The sequence below is a fragment of the Kitasatospora dryopteridis genome (assembly GCF_050749075.1).
Taxonomy (GTDB): Bacteria; Actinomycetota; Actinomycetes; order Streptomycetales; family Streptomycetaceae; genus Kitasatospora.
Genome location: NZ_CP192749.1, coordinates 5,477,793 through 5,499,758, shown reverse-complemented (window position 1 = coordinate 5,499,758; position 21,966 = coordinate 5,477,793). Strand labels below are relative to the sequence as shown.

Below are 21,966 nucleotides of genomic sequence, written 5' to 3'. Positions count from 1 at the left end.
GGGAGAGAGGTGCTCCCCGCCGCGGCCGGTCAGACCAGGCCGCGGCGGGCCAGCAGCGGACCGATCTCCGGGTCGCGGCCGACCACGGCGCGGAAGCAGTCCAGCGCCGGACGGCTGCCGCCGCGGGCGAGCAGCTCGCGCCGGAACACCTCACCGCTCTCCCGGACACTGCGGCCGTTGCCGTCGAACCACTCGACGGTGTCCGCGTCCAGCACCTCGGACCAGATGTAGGCGTAGTACCCGGCGCTGTAGTCGCCCGCGAAGACGTGGCTGAAGTACGGCGTCCGGTAGCGCGGCGGCACCGCCGCCACCGTCAGGCCGGCCCGGGCCAGCGCCTGCGCCTCGAACTCCTCGGCGTCCGCAACCTCGTGGCCCGCCGGGAGGGTGTGCCAGGCCCAGTCGATCACGGCCGCGCCCAGGTACTCGACCGTGCGGAAGCCGACACCGAAGGACTCCGCGGCCGCCATCCGCTCCACCAGGGCGTCCGGCAGCGGCTCCCCGGTGGCGTGGTGGCGGGCGTAGTTGGCCAGCACCTCGGGCCGGGTCATCCACATCTCGTTGACCTGGGAGGGGAACTCCACGAAGTCGCGCGGCACTTCGGTGCCCGAGAAGAGCGGGTAGCGGACGTCGGAGAACAGCCCGTGCAGGGCGTGCCCGAACTCGTGGAAGAGGGTGCGCACCTCGTCCCAGGTGAGCAGCGCGGGCTCGCCCGGCGCCGGCTTGGCGATGTTGAGGTTGTTGACCACCACCGGCCGCTTGCCCAGCAGGTGCGACTGCTGCACCAGTTCGTTCATCCAGGCGCCGCCGCGCTTGGAGTCGCGGGCGAAGAAGTCGCCGAGGAACAGGCCCATCGAGGTGCCGTCCTCGTCGAACGCCTCGAAGACCCGGGCGTCCGGGTGGTACGCCACCAGCTCCGGCCGTTCGGTGAAGCTCACCCCGTAGGCGAGGTTGGCCGCGAAGAACACGCCGTCGTGCAGCACCCGCTCGAGCTCCAGGTAGGGGCGCAGCTCCGCCGCGTCCACCTGGTACGAGGTCTGCCGCACCCGCTCCGCGTAGTACGCCCAGTCGTGGGCGGCGATCTCGGTGAGGCCGTCGGCGCGGGCGGCGGCGAGCAGTTCGGCGGCCTCACGCTCGGCGTTGGCGACCGCGGGGCCGGCGAGGCGGCCGAGCATCGCGTCCACCGCGGCGACGCTGCCCGCGGTCTCGTCCGCCACCACGTACGCGGCGTGGCTGGGGTGGCCGAGCAGGGCGGCGCGCTCGGCCCGCAGCGTGGCCATGGTGATCGCCAGCGGCCCGTTGGCCCCGGCGGCCCGTCCGAGCGAGGCCGCGAGCAGGCGCTCGCGCAGCGACCGGTCGGCGAGCTGGGCGAGCTCGGTCTGGTTGGAGAAGTTCTTCAGGCTGAGCACGTACGAGCCGGGGCGGCTGAGGGCGCGGCCGTTCTCGGCCGCGGCGGCGACGGCGTCCGGCGACAGCCCGGCAAGCTGCCCGGCGTCGTCCACGACGATCGCGCGGGCCCGGGTGTCCTCCATCAGGTTGCGGCGGAAGGCGGTCGCCGCGGCGGCGAGTTCGGCGTTGATCTCGCGCAGCCGCTGCTGGTCGGCGGCCGGCAGTTCGGCGCCGGCGCGGACGAAGGCGGTGTGGTGGCGCTCCAGCAGCCGCAGCGACTCGCCGTCCAGAGCGAGGCTCTTGCGGCTGCGGTACAGGGTGTCGACCCGGGCGAACAGCCCGGCGTCCAGGTGGATCGCGTCCCGGTGGCCGGCCAGCCGCGGGCTGATCACCGCGTCCAGCTCCTGCAGGCCGGGGCTGGTGTCGGAGTCCCCCTGGTTCTCGAAGGCCAGCCGGACGCGGCGCAGCAGCGCACCCGAACGCTCGAGCGCCACCACCGTGTTGTCGAAGGTCGGCGGCTCCGGGTCGGCCACGATCGCGGCGATCTCGGCGAGCTGCAGCGCCATGCCCCGCTCGAACGCCGGCAGGTAGTGCTCCTCGCGGATCTCGGCGAAGGGCGGCAGCTCGTGGACCAGGGTGCTGGTCCCGTAGAAGGGGTTGTCGCTCATTCCGCCGACCCTACGCGCTGTCACCACCACTGCCTACGGGCTCGGGAGGCGGCTTCCGCCCGCTGGCGGAACCCCGCCGCGCGGGCCCACGGAGCCGGCCCGACCGGGCGCGGGCGCCGGTGCCGCCCCCGCGTCGGCCGGGCGTTGTCGGTGGTGCGCGCTACGGTCGGAAGCAGGGCCGCCCGGCCCTCCGTACCCATGCCGCACGCCCGAGCACCTGCCCGGCTGCCGCCGACGAGAGACGGGAGGAGGCCACCGATGGCCCCCCGGTACGCCCTGGTCCCCGACCCGCACGGCCCCGGCGGCCGCCTGCAGCCGCTCGCCGACGACGGCGGCCCGCTCGGCCCGCCGCAGCACGCCCCCTCGCTCGCCGCGGCGGTCGCCGAGGTGGAGGCCGCCGGTCAGCCGCGCTGGGTGTTCGCCTCCGCCGACAGCGCGTACGCGCCGCTGCTGCCCGTCCGGCTCGCCCGCAGCCACGACCTTCGGCTCACCGAGCCGCTGCTGCTCGGCCACGAGGGCCGCTGGGGCGAGCCCCGCTCGCTCGGCGCCGCCTGGGCCCGGCTGCGCGGGCTCCCGGTGCCCGCCGACCTCCCCGAGAGCGCCGCCGCCGAGGACGAGCAGGACGGCCTGTTCGCCCCCGACCGGCTGCAACTGCCGCCCGGCGCCGACCCGCTGGAGGCCGTGGTGGCCGTCCACGCCGAACAGCTGCGGCGGACGGCGGCGATCGACGACCCCGCCGAGCGCCACCGCTTCCGGCTGCTGGCGGCCGCCGAGTCGGCCGGCGGCCTGCTCGCCGCCGAGATGGCCCGCGACGGCCTGCCCTGGCGCAGCGACCTGCACGACCTGCTGCTCACCGAGCTGCTCGGCCCGCGCCCGCAGATCCCCGGCACCCAGCCGCGCCGGCTGGCCGAGCTCTCCGTCGAGCTGCAGCAGTCGCTCGGCGGCCGCCCGTTCAACCCGGACTCGCACGGCCAGGTGCTGAAGGCCTTCGCCGAGCAGGGCATCCACCTGTCCTCCACCCGCAGCTGGGAGCTGCGCCGCGTCGACCACCCGGCCGCCGAGCTGATGATCCGCTACAAGGAGCTGTCCCGGCTGCACGCCGCGCACGGCTGGGCCTGGCAGGCCGCCTGGGCGCGCGGCGGCCGCTTCCGGCCGGAGTACGTGGTCGGCGGGGTGGTCTCCGGCCGCTGGGCGACGCGCGGTGGCGGGGCGCTGCAGATCCCGCGCATCCTGCGCCGCGCCGTGGTCGCCGACCCGGGATGGGCACTGGTCGTCGCCGACGCGGCGCAGCTGGAGCCGCGGGTGCTCGCCGCGCTGTCCCAGGACGCCGGGCTGGCCCGCACCGCCGCCGAGGGCGACCTGTACGAGGCGCTCGCCGCGACCGCCTTCCACGGCGACCGCGGCAAGGCCAAGCTCGGCCTGCTCGGCGCCATGTACGGGCAGACCAGCGGCGACATCGGCCCGCTGCTGGCCACCCTGCGGCGGCGCTACCCGGCCGCCATGGGCTATGTGGAGGCCGCCGCGCGCACCGGCGAGGACGGCGGCATCGTCCGCTCCCGGCTGGGCCGCACCTGCCCGCCGCCGTCCGCGGACTGGCTCGACCTGACCGAGGCCCCGGAGACGGCGGGCGAGGCCGGCGGCCGCTCGGCCCGCGCCCGCGGCCGCTTCACCCGCAACTTCGTCATCCAGGCCAGCGCCGCCGACTGGGCACTCGCCCTGCTGGCCGCGCTGCGCCGCCGGCTGGCCGGGCTGTCCTCCGGGGCCGACCGGCCGCACCTGGTGTTCTTCCAGCACGACGAGGTGGTGGTGCACGCCCCGGCCGACCTCGCCGACCGGGTCGCCGGGGAGGTGGCGGCGGCCGCGGAGGAGGCCAGGGTGCTGGTCTTCGGCGACACCCCGGTGCGCTTCCCGATGAGCACCGCGGTGGTCGACTGTTACGCCGACGCCAAGTAGCAGCAGCCGCCCGGTCAGAGCTTGCGGAAGCCGCGGGCCTCCTCGGCGGCGCGCACCACCTCGTCCAGCGCGGCCCCGGTGGAGGCGGTGACCACCGCGGCGACGGCGCCCTCGACGAACGGCGCATCGGCCAGCACGGCCCGGCCGCCCGGCCGCTCCGCGAGCACCAGTTTCACCGTCATCACTGCGCTGCCGAGGTCGGCCAGGACGGCCGCGCCGCCGCCCCCGTCCGCCTCGTCGAGGGCGCGGGCCACCTTCTCGTCGCTGGTGCCGAGCCGGCCGTCCGCGGTGCCGGCGGCGAGCGCCACCCGGACGGTGCCGGACCCCAGTTCGGCCAGCAGTTCGGCCAGTCCGGCGGCCAGCGCCGGGCTGTGCGAGACCAGGACGACGCCCACCGGTGCAGCCATGCCCGCACCCTACCCACGGCACCGCCCGACGCCGGTCGTCCCCGGAGCGGCTCGCGCCGGCCCCTGGCGCGGCGGGGCCGGGCGGGGCTACGGCGTGTCGCAGCGCCCGGTCCCCGGGGGTGTCCGGCGTAACGTCGGGCCCGGAGAGCCGCGCCCGAGGGAGTGCCGCGTGAAGAAGCTGATCAACAGCCCGGAGACCGTCCTGGCGGACGCCCTCGCCGGCGTCGCCGCCGCACATCCGGAGCTGGCGGTGGACGCAGCCGCCCGGGTGGTCCGCCGCGCGACCCCGGCCGGGGCGGGCAAGGTGGCGCTGGTCTCCGGCGGCGGCTCCGGCCACGAGCCGCTGCACGTCGGCTTCGTCGGGACGGGCATGCTGGACGCCGCCTGCCCGGGCGAGGTCTTCACCTCGCCCGTCCCCGACCAGATGCTGGCCGCCGCCCGGGCCGTGCACACCGGCGGCGGGGTGCTGTTCATCGTGAAGAACTACACGGGTGACGTCCTCAACTTCTCGCTCGCCGCCGAACTCGCCGCCGAGGAGGGCATCGAGGTGGCGACCGTCCTGGTCGACGACGACGTGGCCGTGCAGGACTCCACCTTCACGGCGGGCCGCCGCGGCACCGGGGCGACCGTCGCCGTGGAGAAGGCCGCCGGCGCCCTCGCCGAACGCGGCGCGCCGCTGGCCGAGGTCGCCGCCGTCGGCGAGCGGGTGAACGCCGCGTCCCGCTCGTTCGCGATCGCGCTGACCGCCGCCACCGTGCCGGCCGCGGGCCGCCCCGGCTTCGACCTGCCCGAGGACGAGATCGAGGTCGGCGTCGGCATCCACGGCGAACCGGGCCGCCGCCGCGAGCCGCTGCGCCCGGCCCGCGACCTGGTCGCCGAGGTGGTCGACACCGTCCTCGCCGACCACGACCTCGCCTCCGGCGACGAGGTGATCGCCCTCGTCAACGGGATGGGCGCGACCCCCCTGCTGGAGCTGTACGTGGTCTTCGGCGAGGTCCGGGCCCGGCTGGACGCGGCCGGGGTGCGGATCGCCCGCAGCCTGGTCGGCAACTACGTGACCAGCCTGGACATGGCGGGCTTCTCACTGACCCTCACCAAGGCCGACCCCGAGCTGCTGCAACTGTGGGACGCCCCGGTCGCCACCCCCGCCCTGACCTGGTCCTGAAGCCCCGCGGGCGGACACCGCCCGAGCCCGTACCGGCCGAGAGGATTCCACGCCCGTGGACGCCGTCCTGGACACCGCCCGCACCGAGACCTGGCTCCGCGCACTCGCCGCGGCCGTCACCGCGCACGAGGCCGAACTGACCGCACTGGACGCCGCGATCGGCGACGGGGACCACGGCAGCAACCTGCGCCGCGGCTTCACCGCCGTACTGGCCGCGCTGGACGCCGGGGCGGCCGGGGATTCGCCCGGCACGGTGCTGGCGACGGCCGGCCGCACCCTGATCTCGACGGTCGGCGGCGCCTCGGGACCGCTGTACGGGAGCGCCCTGCGGGCCGCGGGCAAGTCGCTCGGCGAGACGGCGGCCGGGCCCGCGGAGGTGGCCGGGGCGCTCGATGCGGCGCTGGCGGCGGTGCAGGGGCTGGGCGGCGCGCAGCCTGGCGACAAGACCATGGTGGATGCGTTCGTCCCGGCCGCTGAGGCCTTCCGGGCCGCGGCGGGCGACGGGCTGCCGGCCGCGGCGCAGGCAGCCGCCGCGGCCGCCGAGCAGGGGGCGCGATCCACCGTGCCGCTGGTGGCCCGCAAGGGCCGGGCCTCCTACCTGGGCCCCCGCAGCGCCGGCCACCTCGACCCGGGAGCGGCCTCGACCGCCCTGCTCTTCGCCACCCTGGCCGACACCTGCCGGGAACGGTGAACCACTCAGGGGCGCTGGGGGCACTTGTTCCTACTGGTGGTGATGGTGCTCGCCGGGACGGCTGACCAGCATCAGCAGGGCGTCGTCGCCGAGTTCACCGCCGGTGTGGACGAGCAGGTCGGCGTAGACGCGGCCGACGGCGGACTCCAGTTCGGCGGCGGAGCGGGCGGCGCCGCGTACCAGCGGGCCGACCCGTTCGGCGAGCGGGTAGAACTCGCCGGTGCGGTGGTGGCGGGCCTCGACCACCCCGTCGGTGCACAGCACCATGACGTCGTCCGGTCCGAACGGCCGCCGCATGCTGACGGGTTCGCCGGGGGCCAGCGGGCCGAGCCCGAGCGGCACCCAGGGCTCGGCGGCCTCCAGGACGTCGGCGGTGCCGTCGGCGTGGACGCGGATCGGCGGCACGTGGCCGAAGTGCATCAGCTCCACCGAGCCGGGCTCGCGGAACTCGGCGAACAGCGCCGTGGTGAACTCGCCGTCCGGCACGTGCCGTTCGACGCTGGCCTCGATCCGCGCCGCGACCGAGGCCAGCCGCTCCTCGTCGTACGCGGCCTCGCGGAAGGCGCCGAGCACCACGGCGGCGGTCTGCACGGCGCCCAGGCCCTTGCCGCGGACGTCGCCGACCAGGACCCGGGTGCCGTGCGGGGTCTCCAGGACGGAGTAGAGGTCGCCGCCGATCCGCGCGGCGTCCGCGGCGGAGACGTAGCGCACGGCCAGCCGCAGCGGCCCGACGGTCGGTCCGGGGCGGCGCAGCAGGGCGCGCTGGGCGGCCTCGGCGACGGAGCTGACGGCGGCGAAGGCGGCGGCGCGGCGCATGCGCAGCTCGGCCACGAAGGCGCTGACCGCGGTGAGCACGACGTAGCTGAGCAGTGCGCCGAGCAGGAAGCGGCTGTCGTTGAAGGTGGCGACCTGGTCGTAGTTGCTCAGCCACAGCAGGGAGAGGAAGCCGACGCCGCAGACCATCAGGACTTCGACGGGGGTCAGCAGCAGTGAGGCGATGGACGGCACGACGACCATCAGCGGGGCCAGGTAGCGGTCCTGTCCGGTGAAGAAGTCGACCAGCGAGATGACCAGGATGGCGAGCAGCGCCGGGGTGGCCCGGCGCCGGAAGGAGAGGTCCTGCAGGTCGGTGGCGAGCATCGCGGACCTGCGGCGGGCCGGGGCCAGCCCGGTGGCGTCGGGCGCTGCGGCGCGCTGGGCTCGGCTGATCCGGAACACATAACCGAACATATCGGACAGCCCGTCGGGGCGCGGCGCACACCGCCGCCCGCCGAGGGGGCGACATGCCCGAGGGCCGCATCCGTCGCCGCGCATCCGCGTGGCCACCCTCTGTCCGCACGGCGCGGGGCTGCGCGCGCCGGGGCCCGAGATACATGCCACAGCCCCCCCGGCTGCCCGGAATACCCCAGGGGGGTATGGTGTTGGCAGAGAATGAGCGCGCAGCAGGCCGCGCCGCGAGACCACGGAGGTACTCATGTCCAGCACCGTCACCTACACCGTCACCGGCATGAGCTGCGGCCACTGCGAGAAGTCGGTGAACTCCGAGCTGTCCGGCATCCCCGGGGTGACCGGGGTCGCCGCCGACGCCAAGACCGGCACCGTAACGGTCTCCTCCGCCGCCCCGCTCGACGACGAGCAGGTCCGCGCCGCCGTGGACGAGGCCGGCTACGAGCTCGTCGGCCGCACCGTCTGACCGCCGCGGGGGCGCGGCGACCCCGCGCCCCGACCCGTCGCCCGAGGAGCAGCTGAGATGAGCACTACCGTGCAGGACACAGGCACCGCCCAGCAGCGCGTCGAACTGTCGATCGGCGGCATGACGTGCGCCTCCTGCGCCGCCCGGATCGAGAAGAAGCTCAACCGGATGGAGGGCGTCGAGGCGAGCGTCAACTTCGCGACCGAGAAGGCGCGCGTGGACTTCGCCCCCGGCATCGACGTCGCCGAGCTGATCGCCACCGTCGAACGCACCGGCTACACCGCGGAGCTCCCCCCGCCGCCCGCTCCCGAGCCGGCCGCGGAGTCCGCCACGGGGCCGGAGGGGTCCGCCGCGGGCCGCGAGCCGGATCCGCTGCGCGACCGGCTGCTGGTCAGCGCGGTGCTGTCCGTCCCGGTGGTCCTGCTGTCGATGGTCCCCGCCCTACAGTTCGACAACTGGCAGTGGCTGGCGTTCGCGCTGACCGGGCCGGTCGTGGTGTACGGCGGAGCGCCGTTCCACCGCGCCGCCTGGACGAACCTCAGGCACGGCGCCGCGACCATGGACACCCTGATCTCGCTCGGCACCCTCGCCGCCTTCGGCTGGTCGGTGTGGGCGCTGTTCCTCGGCGACGCCGGCATGCCCGGCATGCGGCACGGCTTCTCCCTGACGGTCGGCACCGGCGACGCCTCCGCCACCCTCTACCTGGAGACCGCCGCCGCCGTCACCACCCTGATCCTGCTCGGCCGCTGGCTGGAGGCCCGCTCCAAGCGGCGCGCGGGCGCCGCCCTGCACGCCCTGCTGGACCTCGGCGCGAAGGACGTCGCAGTGCTCCGCGACGGCCGCGAGGAGCGCGTCCCGGTCGGCCGGCTGGCCGTCGGCATGCGCTTCGTGGTCCGCCCCGGCGAGAAGATCGCCACCGACGGCACGGTCGTCGAGGGCGCGTCCGCCGTGGACGCCTCGATGCTCACCGGGGAGTCCGTACCGGTCGAGGTCGCGGTCGGCGACACCGTCACCGGAGCCACCGTCAACGCCGGCGGCCGCCTGGTCGTCGAGGCCACCCGGGTCGGCGCCGACACCCAGCTCGCCCGGATGGCCAAGCTCGTCGAGGAGGCCCAGAACGGCAAGGCCGCCGCCCAGCGCCTCGCCGACCGGATCTCCGCCGTCTTCGTCCCGCTGGTCATCCTCACCGCGCTGGCCACCCTGGTGGCCTGGCTGCTGCTCGGCAACGGCCCCACCGCGGCGTTCACCGCCGCCGTCGCCGTGCTGATCATCGCCTGCCCGTGCGCCCTCGGCCTGGCCACGCCCACCGCACTGATGGTCGGCACCGGCCGCGGCGCCCAGCTCGGCATCCTCATCAAGGGCCCCGAGGTGCTGGAGACCACCCGCCGGGTCGACACGATCGTCCTCGACAAGACCGGCACCGTCACCACCGGCCGGATGTCCCTGGTCGCCGTGCACACCGCCGACGGCACCGACGAGCACGAGGTGCTGCGCCTGGCCGGAGCCCTGGAGCACGCCTCCGAGCACCCGGTCGCCGCGGCGGTCGCCGCTGCCGCGGCCGAGCGCACCGGCCCGCTGCCCGCCGTCGACGGCTTCGCCAACGTGCCCGGCCTCGGTGTGCAGGGCACCGTCGAGGGCCGCGCCGTGACCGCCGGCCGCGAGGCGCTGCTCACCGCCCGCGCCATGCCGCTGCCGCCGGAGCTCGCCGCCGCCCGCACCGCGGCCGAGCAGGCCGGGCGCACCGCCGTCGCGGTCGGCTGGGACGGCTCCGCCCGGGCCGTCCTGGAGATCGCCGACACGGTGAAGCCGACCAGCGCCGCCGCCATCGCCGACCTGCGCGCGCTCGGCCTGCGCCCGGTGCTGCTCACCGGCGACAACCGGGCCGTCGCCGAGGCGGTCGCCGCCGAGGTCGGCATCCCCGCCGAGGACGTCCTCGCCGAGGTGCTGCCCGAGGACAAGGTCGCCACCGTGCGCCGGCTGCAGGCCGAGGGGCGCTCGGTGGCGATGGTCGGCGACGGGGTCAACGACGCCGCCGCGCTCGCCCAGGCCGATCTCGGCCTCGCCATGGGCACCGGCACCGACGCCGCCATCGAGGCGGGCGACCTCACCCTCGTCCGCGGCGACCTGCGCACGGCGGGCGACGCCATCCGGCTCTCCCGCCGCACCCTGGCCACCATCAAGGGCAACCTGTTCTGGGCCTTCGCCTACAACGTGGCGGCGATCCCGCTGGCCGCGGCCGGGCTGCTCAATCCGGTGGTGGCGGCCGCCACCATGGCCTTCTCCTCGGTCTTCGTGGTCACCAACAGCCTGCGGCTGCGCCGCTTCGACGCGTCCTGAGGCACCACAACCAAAAGGGCCGACGGCCCCGGGCGGTGTCCGCCCGGGGCCGTCGCACGTGCGGGCTCAACGGCCGAGCAGCTCGCCGCCGTTGCAGTGCAGGATCTCGCCGGTGATGAAGCCGGCCTCCGGGGAGGCCAGGAAGTAGACGGCCGCGGCGACCTCGCCGGGCTCGCCGATCCGGCCGAGCAGGGTGCGGGCGGCCCGGCGGGAGACCTCGGCCTCGTCCAGCCGCGGGCCGAAGAACTCGGTGCCCGACACGGTGCCCGGCGCCACGATGTTCGCGGTGATCCCGGACGGGCCGAGCTGCGCGGCCAGGAAGTGGTTCCACGCGTGCAGCGAGGCCTTCGCCGCCCCGTACGAGCCGGCGCCGCGCAGGGCGGCGATGGAGCTGACCGTCACGACGCGGCCGGAGCCCGGCGTCAGCCGTTCCCTGATGGACTCGGTGAGCAGCACCACGGTGAGCACGTTGCGCTCGAAGTCGCCGCGCCAGCGGGCGAGGACGGCGTGCGGGCCGGCGCCGATCACCGTCTCCCGGCTGCCCGCGTTGTTGACCAGGACGTCCACGGTGGCGGGCAGGGCGGTCAGGGCCGCCTCCACGGCGTCCGGGTCGGCGAGGTCGCAGACCAGCGGCGTGACGTTGTCGCCGAGCTCGGCGGCCGCCTGCTCCAGCACCGCGCGCCGACGCCCGACGATCACGACGCGCTCCCCCGCATCGGCGAACCGGCGGGCCACCTCGTACCCGATGCCGGTGCCGCCACCGGTGACGACGACGTTCCTGGTCATCTACGCACTCCCTCCCTGCCCCGACGCCGCGCCGCACAGCGTGCGGACGGTCCGTACCGGAATAGCTCGATTCCTATCACGCTGGGTTGCGAAGGCTGCGGGGAGGGTGACGCAGCGCGCCGGAAAGCGTGTGATAAGGGGACGGACCGCGCGGCCGGGTCAGGCACCGCGCGCACACGGAGCGTGGAGAGAGGCAACTCACACTCCCGGAACGTAACTCCCGGACCCCGGATACGTCATACCGTGTGTACTGCGGTTGTTTTTTCCGGCCCGCGGCGGTGTGGCGAACGGCTTCACGCCTCCGCACCGGTGGCTGCCGCGAACGGGGCTCCGGCGGGCCCCGGTACGGCCGCCGACGGTTTCGGCGGCACAGCGCACGGCGCCGGGGTGCGAGGGTCAGGGACGCTTTGAGCGGCCGTTCCTGGCACGGTCGCACCCGGGTGCCGTGCGCCGGGACCTCCCTGCGGGCCGCGGCGCCCGCCGCAGGCACGCCGAAGGGCCCGGCACTCCCGAGGGAGCGGCCGGGCCCTTCGCACGAACCGGGTCAGCGGTCGCCGAGCTCCACGTAGTCGCGGATCGCGGTGCCGGTGTAGATCTGCCGCGGACGGCCGATGCGGCTGGTCGGGTCGTTGATCATCTCGTGCCAGTGGGCGATCCAGCCGGGCAGCCGGCCCAGCGCGAACAGCACGGTGAACATGCTGGTCGGGAAGCCCATGGCGCGGTAGATCAGGCCCGTGTAGAAGTCCACGTTCGGGTAGAGCTTGCGCGAGACGAAGAAGTCGTCGCTGAGCGCGTGCTCCTCGAGCTTCAGGGCGATGTCGAGCAGCTCGTCGGTCTTGCCGAGCTGGCCGAGCACCTCGTGCGCCAGGAGCTTGACCTGCGCGGCGCGCGGGTCGAACGCCTTGTACACGCGGTGGCCGAAGCCCATCAGCTTGACGCCGTCCTCGCGGTTCTTCACCTTGCGGATGAACGCGTCGACGTCGCCGCCGTCCTTCTGGATCTGCTCCAGCATCTCCAGCACGGCCTGGTTGGCGCCGCCGTGCAGCGGGCCCCACAGCGCCGAGATGCCCGCCGAGATCGAGGCGAACAGGTTGGCGTGGCTGGAGCCGACCAGGCGCACCGTGGAGGTCGAGCAGTTCTGCTCGTGGTCCGCGTGCAGGATCAGCAGCTTGTCCAGGGCGTTCACCACGACCGGGTTGAGCTCGTAGTCCTCCGCGGGGACGGCGAACGTCATCCGCAGGAAGTTCTCGACGTAGCCCAGGTCGTTGCGCGGGTAGACGAACGGCTGGCCCATGGCCTTCTTGTAGGCGTAGGCCGCGATCGTCGGGAGCTTCGCCAGCAGGCGTACCGTGGACAGGTGGCGCTGGGCCGCGTCGAACGGGTTGTGGCTCTCCGGGTAGAAGGTGGAGAGCGCGCCGACCACCGAGGACAGCATCGCCATCGGGTGGGCGTCCCGCGGGAAGCCCTGGTAGAAGCGCTTGACGTCCTCGTGCAGCAGGGTGTGCTGGGTGATCTCGTTGGTGAAGGCCGACAGCTCCTCGGCCTTGGGCAGCTCACCGTTGATCAGCAGGTACGCGGTCTCGATGAAGTTGCCGCGCTCCGCGAGCTGCTCGATCGGGTAACCGCGGTAGCGCAGGATGCCGTTGTCGCCGTCCACGAAGGTGATCGCGGACTTGTAGGCGGCGGTGTTGCCGAAGCCGTTGTCCAGGGTGACCAGGCCGGTCTGCGGGAGCAGCTTCGAGATGTCGAAGCCGGCGTTGCCCGCAGTGCTCTCGACGACGGGGTACTCGTACTCGCCGTCCTGGTACCGCAGTACTACCGAGTTGTCGCTCACGTCTTCCTCACCGACGAAATGAATTCTCATCCGAGTGCCCTGACGTTCCTACGATCCCCCATCCGGAGGACAGCCGCGCACCCGGGGTGGGCCGAAAAGGGGCCCGCCATACAAAACCTGTCGCCGAAGCCGGTGTGAACCGGACAAGATCGGCACCAGACCAGGTTCCGCCTTAAATCTCTTCACGTCAAGACAACCCGGGACCGTACCGCACCCCCGCCGGATCATCCAACCGCAAGCCGATGATCAAGCGCAGAATGCCTCCGACCTGCACTGACGGCCCGGACCGCCTGGCCGATCGCCCTCCGTGACCCCACCAGTACAACCAGTCGCTTCGCCCTCGTCACGGCCGTGTAGAGCAGATTTCTCTGAAGCATCGACCATGCCGATGTAGTGACCGGAATCACCACCGCCGGGTACTCGCTCCCCTGCGAGCGGTGAATGGTCACCGCATACGCATGCGCCAACTCGTCGAGCTCGTCGAAGTCGTAGCCCACCTCCTCGTCCTCGTCCGTCCGCACCGTCAGCCGCTGCTCCTCGACACTCAGCGAAGTGACCACCCCCACCGTGCCGTTGAACACGCCGTTCGCCCCCTTCTCGTAGTTGTTGCGGATCTGCGTCACCTTGTCCCCCACCCGGAACGTCCGCCCGCCGAACCGCCGCTCCGCCAGCCCCTCCCGGGCCGGCGTCACCGCGGCCTGCAACAGCGTGTTCAGGTTCCCCGCCCCCGCAGGACCCCGGTGCATCGGTGCCAGCACCTGGACGTCCCGCCGCGCATCCAGCCCGAACCGCTGCGGAATCCGCCGCGCCACCACGTCCACCGTCAGCCCCGCCGCCCGCTCCGCGTCCTCCTCCGCGAACAGGAAGAAGTCCGGCAGCCCCTCCGTCACCGGCGGCAGACCCTCGTTGATCCGGTGCGCATTGGTCACCACCCCCGACTGCTGCGCCTGCCGGAAGATCCGGGTCAACCGCACCGACGGGACCGGGCTCCCCTCCGACAGCATGTCCCGCAGCACCTCGCCCGCCCCCACCGACGGCAACTGGTCCACGTCCCCCACGAACAGCAGGTGCGCCCCCGGCGCCACCGCCTTCACCAGCTTGTTCGCCAGGATCAGGTCCAGCATCGACGCCTCGTCCACCACCACCAGGTCCGCATCCAGCGGCCGGTCCCGGTCGTACGCCGCCTCCCCGCCCGGTCGCAGCTCCAGCAACCGGTGCACCGTCGACGCCTCCGCCCCCGTCAGCTCCGCCAACCGCTTCGCCGCCCGCCCCGTCGGCGCCGCCAGCACCACCTTCGCCCGCTTCGCCAGCGCCAGCGTCACGATCGACCGCACCGTGAACGACTTGCCGCACCCCGGGCCGCCCGTCAGCACCGCCACCTTCCTGGTCAGCGCCAGCTTCACCGACTCCCGCTGCTCCGGCGCCAGTTCGGCCCCCGTCTGCCGCGCCAGCCAGGCCAGCGCCGCCTCCCAGTCCACCCCCGCGAACCCCGGCATCCGGTCCGCGTCCGCGTTCAACAACCGCAGCACCTGGTTCGACAACGACACCTCGGCCCGGTGGAACGGCACCAGGTACACCGCCGACACCGGCAGGCCGCCCTCCCCCGGCACCGACTCCCGGACGACCCCCTCCTCCGCCACCAGCTCCGCCAGGCAGTCGATCACCAGCCCGACGTCCACCTGCAGCAGCTTCACCCCGTCCGCGATCAGCCGCTCCTCCGGCAGATAGCAGTGCCCCTGGTCGCTGCTCTGCGACAGCGCGTACTGCAGCCCCGCCTTCACCCGCTCCGGCGAGTCGTGCGGAATCCCCACCGCCTGCGCGATCCGGTCCGCCGTCAGGAACCCGATCCCCCACACGTCCGCCGCCAACCGGTACGGCTCGTTCTTCACCACCCCGATCGAGGAGTCCCCGTACTTCTTGTAGATCCGCACCGCCAGCGAGGTCGACACCCCCACGCCCTGCAGGAAGACCATCACCTCCTTGATGGCCTTCTGCTCCTCCCACGCCGCCGCGATCATCTTCGTCCGCTTCGGCCCCAGCCCCGGCACCTCGATCAGCCGGCCCGGCTCCTGCTCGATCACGTCCAGCGTGTCCACACCGAACGCATCCACGATCCGCTCCGCGAACCGCGGCCCGATCCCCTTGATCAACCCCGACCCCAGGTACCGCCGGATGCCCTGCACCGTCGCCGGCAGCACCGTCGTGTAGTTCTCGACCGTGAACTGCCGCCCGTACTGCGGATGCGAACCCCAGCGCCCGAACATCCGCAGCGACTCGCCCGGCTGCGCCCCCAGCAGCGCCCCCACCACCGTCAGCAGGTCGTTCGCCCCGCGCCCGGTGTCCACCCGGGCCACCGTGTACCCGGTCTCCTCATTGGCATAGGTGATCCGCTCCAGCACGCCCTCGACCTGGGCGAGCTGCCGCGGAGGCCCCTGCTGTTGCTGCTTGGCCTGCCGGCCGTCCGTGGCCACGAGGCCCCTCCCGGTGCTGGCGAACGCTCGATGCCGGTGACCGCTGGAAGCGGGTGGCCGTCGATGCTGGTGACCGCTGTGCCACGCACGGTACCTCCCCGCGCGGACAGCCGGGCACGCCACTGGTGAAACCACCGTTCCGCGGGGCGGAAAGGCCCCGTGGACGGCCGCGCGACCACCCTCACGGGTGACAGACCGTCGAACCGGCGTAGGGTCGCCCCATGACCGACCTCGCCATCCGGCCCGCGACCGCCGCCGACCTGCCCGCGATCGTCGCCATGCTCGCCGACGACCCCCTCGGCGCCACCCGCGAATCCCCGGACGACCCCACCCCCTACCAGGAGGCCTTCGCCCGCATCGCCGCCGATCCCCACCAGCACCTGGTCGTCGCCGAACGCCTCGGCCGCACCGTCGGCACCCTGCAACTCACCGTCGTCCCCGGCCTCTCCCGCCGCGGCGCCACTCGCACCATCGTCGAAGGCGTCCGCATCCACGCCGACGAACGCGGCAGCGGCCTCGGCACCACCATGATCGAATGGGCCGTCGACCGCTCCCGCGAACTCGGCGCCGAACTCGTCCAACTCACCTCGGACGCCACCCGCACCGACGCCCACCGCTTCTACGAGCGCCTCGGCTTCACCGCCTCCCACCTCGGCTTCAAGCTCGCCCTGTAGGCCGCACCGGGGTTTTCCGCGCGCGGCTGCGCCCCGCCTGTCGGTCCTCCCTGCCAGACTCGGCCGATGACCGACCCACGCTCCCCGATCACCGCCTTCTGGGACGCAGCCGCCGCCACCTTCGACGACGAGCCCGACCACGGCCTGCGCCACCCGGCGACCCACGCCGCCTGGGCCGCCCGCCTGCGCGACTGGCTGCCGGACCCTCCCGCCCACGTCCTCGACGTCGGCTGCGGCACCGGCTCGCTCTCGCTGCTCCTCGCACAGCAGGGCCACCACGTCACCGGGGTCGACCTCGCCCCGCGCATGATCGCGCACGCTCGCGCCAAACTCGCCGCCACCGGTCTCGACGCGGACTTCCGCATCGCCGACGCCACCGATCCGCCGCAGCGCACCGGCGGTTACGACGTCCTGCTCTCCCGGCACCTGGTGTGGACGCTCCCCGACCCGCACGCCGCACTGCGCCACTGGGTCACCCTCCTCCGCCCCGGCGGCACCCTGCTGCTCATCGAGGGCCGCTGGCACGAGGCCGACGACGACAGCTCCCCGTACGCACCCGGCGCCCAGCCCCTCCCCTGGAACGGCGGCGTACGCTCCCGGGACCTCGCCGCTGCACTCCGCCCGCACGTCACCGAACTCAGCACCACACCGCTGAGCGGCGACGAGCTGCTGTGGGGCCGGCCGGTGCGCGACGAGCGCTACGCCATGGTGGCCAGGGTCTGATTCGGCCCGGATTTATCCGGAAATGCGAGAAGCCCCGCCCGGGACCCGGGCGGGGCTTCTCTGAAGAATTGTTCGGCGGCGTCCTACTCTCCCACAGGGTCCCCCCTGCAGTACCATCGGCGCTACGAGGCTTAGCTTCCGGGTTCGGAATGTGACCGGGCGTTTCCCTCGCGCTATGACCACCGAAACACTGTGAAACACATCGAACGACCGGCACAAGGCCTGTTCGTGGTTTCAGAACCAACACAGTGGACGCGAGCAACTGAGGACAAGCCCTCGGCCTATTAGTACCGGTCAACTCCACCCCTCACGGGGCTTCCATATCCGGCCTATCAACCCAGTCGTCTACTGGGAGCCTTACCCTCTCCAGGAGGTGGGAGTGCTCATCTCGAAGCAGGCTTCCCGCTTAGATGCTTTCAGCGGTTATCCCTCCCGAACGTAGCCAACCAGCCATGCCCTTGGCAGGACAACTGGCACACCAGAGGTTCGTCCGTCCCGGTCCTCTCGTACTAGGGACAGCCCTTCTCAACACTCCTACGCGCACAGCGGATAGGGACCGAACTGTCTCACGACGTTCTAAACCCAGCTCGCGTACCGCTTTAATGGGCGAACAGCCCAACCCTTGGGACCTACTCCAGCCCCAGGATGCGACGAGCCGACATCGAGGTGCCAAACCATCCCGTCGATATGGACTCTTGGGGAAGATCAGCCTGTTATCCCCGGGGTACCTTTTATCCGTTGAGCGACGGCGCTTCCACAAGCCACCGCCGGATCACTAGTCCCTACTTTCGTACCTGCTCGACCCGTCAGTCTCACAGTCAAGCTCCCTTGTGCACTTACACTCAACACCTGATTGCCAACCAGGCTGAGGGAACCTTTGGGCGCCTCCGTTACCCTTTAGGAGGCAACCGCCCCAGTTAAACTACCCACCAGACACTGTCCCTGATCCGGATCACGGACCCAGGTTAGACATCCAGCACGACCAGAGTGGTATTTCAACGTCGACTCCACCCAAACTGGCGTTTGGGTTTCAAAGTCTCCCACCTATCCTACACAAGCCGAACCGAACACCAATATCAAGCTATAGTAAAGGTCCCGGGGTCTTTCCGTCCTGCTGCGCGAAACGAGCATCTTTACTCGTAATGCAATTTCACCGGGCCTGTGGTTGAGACAGTCGAGAAGTCGTTACGCCATTCGTGCAGGTCGGAACTTACCCGACAAGGAATTTCGCTACCTTAGGATGGTTATAGTTACCACCGCCGTTTACTGGCGCTTAAGTTCTCAGCTTCGCCCGACCGAAATCGGACTAACCGGTCCCCTTAACGTTCCAGCACCGGGCAGGCGTCAGTCCGTATACATCGCCTTACGGCTTCGCACGGACCTGTGTTTTTAGTAAACAGTCGCTTCTCGCTGGTCTCTGCGGCCACCCCCAGCTCGGAGTGCAAGACTCGTCACCGGGGCTGGCCCCCCTTCTCCCGAAGTTACGGGGGCATTTTGCCGAGTTCCTTAACCACAGTTCACCCGAACGCCTCGGTATTCTCTACCTGACCACCTGAGTCGGTTTGGGGTACGGGCCGCCATGAAACTCGCTAGAGGCTTTTCTCGACAGCATAGGATCATCCACTTCACCACAATCGGCTCGGCATCGGGTCTCAGCCTTGATGAGTGACGGATTTGCCTATCACTCGGCCTACACCCTTACCCCGGGACAACCACCGCCCGGGCTGGACTACCTTCCTGCGTCACCCCATCGCTCACCTACTACCACCTTGGGCCGCCGGCTCCACCACTCCCCTTCACCCGAAGGATCCGGGGCGGCTTCACGGGCTTAGCATCAGAGGGTTCAGCGTTGGCGCTTCACAGCGGGTACGGGAATATCAACCCGTTGTCCATCGACTACGCCTGTCGGCCTCGCCTTAGGTCCCGACTTACCCTGGGCAGATCAGCTTGACCCAGGAACCCTTGGTCAATCGGCGCAAGAGTTTCCCACTCTTGTATCGCTACTCATGCCTGCATTCTCACTCGTGAACCGTCCACGACTCGATTCCTCGGCCGCTTCACCCGGCACACGACGCTCCCCTACCCATCCACAGCGCCGTTGGGCGTATTCTGTGAATGACACGACTTCGGTGGTGTGCTTGAGCCCCGCTACATTGTCGGCGCGGAATCACTTGACCAGTGAGCTATTACGCACTCTTTCAAGGGTGGCTGCTTCTAAGCCAACCTCCTGGTTGTCTCTGCGACTCCACATCCTTTCCCACTTAGCACACGCTTGGGGACCTTAGTCGGTGTTCTGGGCTGTTTCCCTCTCGACCATGGAGCTTATCCCCCACAGTCTCACTGCCGCGCTCTCACTTACCGGCATTCGGAGTTTGGCTAAGGTCAGTAACCCGGTGAGGCCCATCGCCTATCCAGTGCTCTACCTCCGGCAAGAAACACGCGACGCTGCACCTAAATGCATTTCGGGGAGAACCAGCTATCACGGAGTTTGATTGGCCTTTCACCCCTAACCACAGGTCATCCCCCAGGTTTTCAACCCTGGTGGGTTCGGTCCTCCACACGGTCTTACCCGCGCTTCAACCTGCCCATGGCTAGATCACTCCGCTTCGGGTCTTGGGCATGCAACTCGAACGCCCTATTCGGACTCGCTTTCGCTACGGCTACCCCACACGGGTTAACCTCGCTACACACCGCAAACTCGCAGGCTCATTCTTCAAAAGGCACGCAGTCACAGTCCGAAGACTGCCCCCACGGCTTGTAGGCACACGGTTTCAGGTACTATTTCACTCCGCTCCCGCGGTACTTTTCACCATTCCCTCACGGTACTATCCGCTATCGGTCACCAGGGAATATTTAGGCTTAGCGGGTGGTCCCGCCAGATTCACACGGGATTTCTCGGGCCCCGTGCTACTTGGGAAATAGGCAAGCAAGCCGCTGATGTTTCGTCTACGGGGGTCTTACCCTCTACGCCGGACCTTTCGCATGTCCTTCGACTACACCAACGGTTTCTGACTCGCCGACCGGCCGGCAGACCGGTCAAGCCCACTCCCACAACCCCGTCACGGCAACCCCTGCCGGGTCTCACACCATGACGGTTTGGCCTCATCCGGTTTCGCTCGCCACTACTCCCGGAATCACGGTTGTTTTCTCTTCCTGCGGGTACTGAGATGTTTCACTTCCCCGCGTTCCCTCCACATACCCTATGTGTTCAGGTATGGGTGACAGCCCATGACGACTGCCGGGTTTCCCCATTCGGACACCCCCGGATCAAAGCTCGGTTGACAGCTCCCCGGGGCCTATCGCGGCCTCCCACGTCCTTCATCGGTTCCTGGTGCCAAGGCATCCACCGTGCGCCCTTAAAAACTTGGCCACAGATGCTCGCGTCCACTGTGCAGTTCTCAAACAACGACCAGACACCCACCCTCGGCAACCCGAAGGCTGCGTCGCATGGGACCGGCATCCACGAGGAAACCATCGTTCCCTCAGGACCCAACAGCGTGCCCGACCCACCCGGCGGTGATCCACGTTCCACGCCCCGAAGAGCAGTACTGGTGACCCCTTACCGTGTGTGCCGAATAGTCAACGTTCCACCCATGAGCGAGCACTCCGGAACACTCGTCCGAAGCTGCTGTGTGCTCCTTAGAAAGGAGGTGATCCAGCCGCACCTTCCGGTACGGCTACCTTGTTACGACTTCGTCCCAATCGCTGGTCCCACCTTCGACGGCTCCCTCCCAAGGGTTAGGCCACCGGCTTCGGGTGTTACCGACTTTCGTGACGTGACGGGCGGTGTGTACAAGGCCCGGGAACGTATTCACCGCAGCATGCTGATCTGCGATTACTAGCAACTCCAACTTCATGGGGTCGAGTTGCAGACCCCAATCCGAACTGAGACCGGCTTTTGGGGATTCGCTCCGCCTCGCGGCATCGCAGCCCTTTGTACCGGCCATTGTAGCACGTGTGCAGCCCAAGACATAAGGGGCATGATGATTTGACGTCGTCCCCACCTTCCTCCGAGTTGACCCCGGCAGTCTCCTGTGAGTCCCCGACATTACTCGCTGGCAACACAGAACAAGGGTTGCGCTCGTTGCGGGACTTAACCCAACATCTCACGACACGAGCTGACGACAACCATGCACCACCTGTACACCGACCACAAGGGGGCTGATATCTCTACCAGTTTCCGGCGTATGTCAAGCCTTGGTAAGGTTCTTCGCGTTGCGTCGAATTAAGCCACATGCTCCGCTGCTTGTGCGGGCCCCCGTCAATTCCTTTGAGTTTTAGCCTTGCGGCCGTACTCCCCAGGCGGGGAACTTAATGCGTTAGCTGCGGCACCGACGACGTGGAATGTCGCCAACACCTAGTTCCCAACGTTTACGGCGTGGACTACCAGGGTATCTAATCCTGTTCGCTCCCCACGCTTTCGCTCCTCAGCGTCAGTAATGGCCCAGAGATCCGCCTTCGCCACCGGTGTTCCTCCTGATATCTGCGCATTTCACCGCTACACCAGGAATTCCGATCTCCCCTACCACACTCCAGCCTGCCCGTATCGAATGCAGACCCGGGGTTAAGCCCCGGGCTTTCACATCCGACGCGACAGGCCGCCTACGAGCTCTTTACGCCCAATAATTCCGGACAACGCTCGCACCCTACGTATTACCGCGGCTGCTGGCACGTAGTTAGCCGGTGCTTCTTCTGCAGGTACCGTCACTTGCGCTTCTTCCCTGCTGAAAGAGGTTTACAACCCGAAGGCCGTCATCCCTCACGCGGCGTCGCTGCATCAGGCTTTCGCCCATTGTGCAATATTCCCCACTGCTGCCTCCCGTAGGAGTCTGGGCCGTGTCTCAGTCCCAGTGTGGCCGGTCGCCCTCTCAGGCCGGCTACCCGTCGTCGCCTTGGTAGGCCATTACCCCACCAACAAGCTGATAGGCCGCGGGCTCATCCTGCACCGCCGGAGCTTTCCACCCACCCCCATGCAGGGGCGGGTCGTATCCGGTATTAGACCCCGTTTCCAGGGCTTGTCCCAGAGTGCAGGGCAGATTGCCCACGTGTTACTCACCCGTTCGCCACTGATCCACCCCGAAGGGCTTCACCGTTCGACTTGCATGTGTTAAGCACGCCGCCAGCGTTCGTCCTGAGCCAGGATCAAACTCTCCGTGAATGATGACCCGTTATCGGGTG

13 protein-coding genes and 3 rRNA genes are annotated in these 21,966 nt (G+C 70.4%); 7 read left to right on the top strand and 9 right to left on the bottom strand.

Annotation, left to right across the window (positions count from 1 at the left end; all coding sequences use genetic code 11):
• Window positions 1-29: 29 nt before the first annotated feature.
• Window positions 30-2,054 (bottom strand): M3 family metallopeptidase, encoded by a 2,025-nt coding sequence (locus ACQ614_RS24815; protein WP_431680868.1) that lies wholly within the window; start codon window positions 2,052-2,054, stop codon window positions 30-32.
• 258 nt (window positions 2,055-2,312) lie between these two features.
• Between ACQ614_RS24815 and ACQ614_RS24810 the strand changes: the two genes are divergently transcribed.
• Window positions 2,313-4,007, top strand: a complete 1,695-nt coding sequence (locus ACQ614_RS24810) for a bifunctional 3'-5' exonuclease/DNA polymerase (protein ID WP_431680867.1) — start codon at window positions 2,313-2,315, stop codon at window positions 4,005-4,007.
• 14 nt (window positions 4,008-4,021) lie between these two features.
• Here ACQ614_RS24810 and dhaM read toward each other — a convergent pair whose 3' ends face one another.
• Window positions 4,022-4,414 (bottom strand): dihydroxyacetone kinase phosphoryl donor subunit DhaM, encoded by a 393-nt coding sequence (gene dhaM / locus ACQ614_RS24805; RefSeq protein WP_431680866.1) that lies wholly within the window; start codon window positions 4,412-4,414, stop codon window positions 4,022-4,024.
• Between the two features lie 169 nt (window positions 4,415-4,583).
• Between dhaM and dhaK the strand changes: the two genes are divergently transcribed.
• The gene (gene dhaK / locus ACQ614_RS24800) at window positions 4,584-5,579 is read left to right on the top strand and encodes a dihydroxyacetone kinase subunit DhaK (protein WP_431680865.1); all 996 of its coding nucleotides are present in this window, start codon (window positions 4,584-4,586) and stop codon (window positions 5,577-5,579) included.
• 55 nt (window positions 5,580-5,634) lie between these two features.
• Window positions 5,635-6,270 carry a dihydroxyacetone kinase subunit DhaL gene (gene dhaL, locus ACQ614_RS24795; RefSeq protein WP_431680864.1) on the top strand — a complete coding sequence of 212 codons (636 nt, stop codon included), beginning with the start codon at window positions 5,635-5,637 and terminating at the stop codon, window positions 6,268-6,270.
• A gap of 30 nt (window positions 6,271-6,300) precedes the next feature.
• On the opposite strand, the gene ACQ614_RS24790 is transcribed toward dhaL, so the two are convergent.
• Window positions 6,301-7,488 (bottom strand): PP2C family protein-serine/threonine phosphatase, encoded by a 1,188-nt coding sequence (locus ACQ614_RS24790; protein WP_431680863.1) that lies wholly within the window; start codon window positions 7,486-7,488, stop codon window positions 6,301-6,303.
• A 256-nt stretch (window positions 7,489-7,744) separates the two neighbouring features.
• Here ACQ614_RS24790 and ACQ614_RS24785 point away from each other — a divergent pair, with 256 nt between their 5' ends.
• Both ACQ614_RS24785 and ACQ614_RS24780 read left to right on the top strand, forming a co-directional pair.
• Window positions 7,745-7,963, top strand: a complete 219-nt coding sequence (locus ACQ614_RS24785; RefSeq protein ID WP_431680862.1) for a heavy-metal-associated domain-containing protein — start codon at window positions 7,745-7,747, stop codon at window positions 7,961-7,963.
• A 57-nt stretch (window positions 7,964-8,020) separates the two neighbouring features.
• Complete coding sequence (locus ACQ614_RS24780) at window positions 8,021-10,300, top strand: heavy metal translocating P-type ATPase (RefSeq protein WP_431680861.1); 2,280 nt, start codon at window positions 8,021-8,023, stop codon at window positions 10,298-10,300.
• Window positions 10,301-10,366: 66 nt separating this feature from the next.
• Here the strand turns inward: ACQ614_RS24780 and ACQ614_RS24775 are convergent, their stop codons facing one another.
• The 3 genes from ACQ614_RS24775 to recD2 form a co-directional block, all read right to left on the bottom strand.
• Window positions 10,367-11,086: an SDR family NAD(P)-dependent oxidoreductase gene (locus tag ACQ614_RS24775; protein WP_431680860.1), complete on the bottom strand. Its 720-nt coding sequence runs from the start codon at window positions 11,084-11,086 to the stop codon at window positions 10,367-10,369.
• A gap of 544 nt (window positions 11,087-11,630) precedes the next feature.
• Window positions 11,631-12,920 (bottom strand): citrate synthase, encoded by a 1,290-nt coding sequence (locus ACQ614_RS24770; RefSeq protein WP_431680859.1) that lies wholly within the window; start codon window positions 12,918-12,920, stop codon window positions 11,631-11,633.
• A gap of 224 nt (window positions 12,921-13,144) precedes the next feature.
• Window positions 13,145-15,391, bottom strand: a complete 2,247-nt coding sequence (gene recD2 / locus ACQ614_RS24765; protein WP_431680857.1) for an SF1B family DNA helicase RecD2 — start codon at window positions 15,389-15,391, stop codon at window positions 13,145-13,147.
• A gap of 221 nt (window positions 15,392-15,612) precedes the next feature.
• On the opposite strand from recD2, the gene ACQ614_RS24760 reads away from it, so the two are divergent.
• Both ACQ614_RS24760 and ACQ614_RS24755 read left to right on the top strand, forming a co-directional pair.
• Entirely contained in the window at window positions 15,613-16,065 is a 453-nt protein-coding gene (locus tag ACQ614_RS24760; protein WP_363494570.1) for a GNAT family N-acetyltransferase, read from the top strand.
• Between the two features lie 66 nt (window positions 16,066-16,131).
• A complete protein-coding gene (locus ACQ614_RS24755) occupies window positions 16,132-16,788 on the top strand; it encodes a class I SAM-dependent methyltransferase (protein ID WP_431680856.1) in 657 nt (218 codons plus the stop codon).
• 70 nt (window positions 16,789-16,858) lie between these two features.
• On the opposite strand, the gene rrf is transcribed toward ACQ614_RS24755, so the two are convergent.
• From rrf to ACQ614_RS24740, 3 genes are all read right to left on the bottom strand, one after another.
• Window positions 16,859-16,975: ribosomal RNA gene (gene rrf / locus ACQ614_RS24750) — 5S ribosomal RNA — on the bottom strand.
• 77 nt (window positions 16,976-17,052) lie between these two features.
• A 23S ribosomal RNA gene (locus tag ACQ614_RS24745) occupies window positions 17,053-20,158 on the bottom strand.
• A 273-nt stretch (window positions 20,159-20,431) separates the two neighbouring features.
• Window positions 20,432-21,946 (bottom strand): 16S ribosomal RNA (locus ACQ614_RS24740).
• The 16S, 23S and 5S rRNA genes sit together here, the layout of an rRNA operon.
• Window positions 21,947-21,966: the final 20 nt, after the last annotated feature.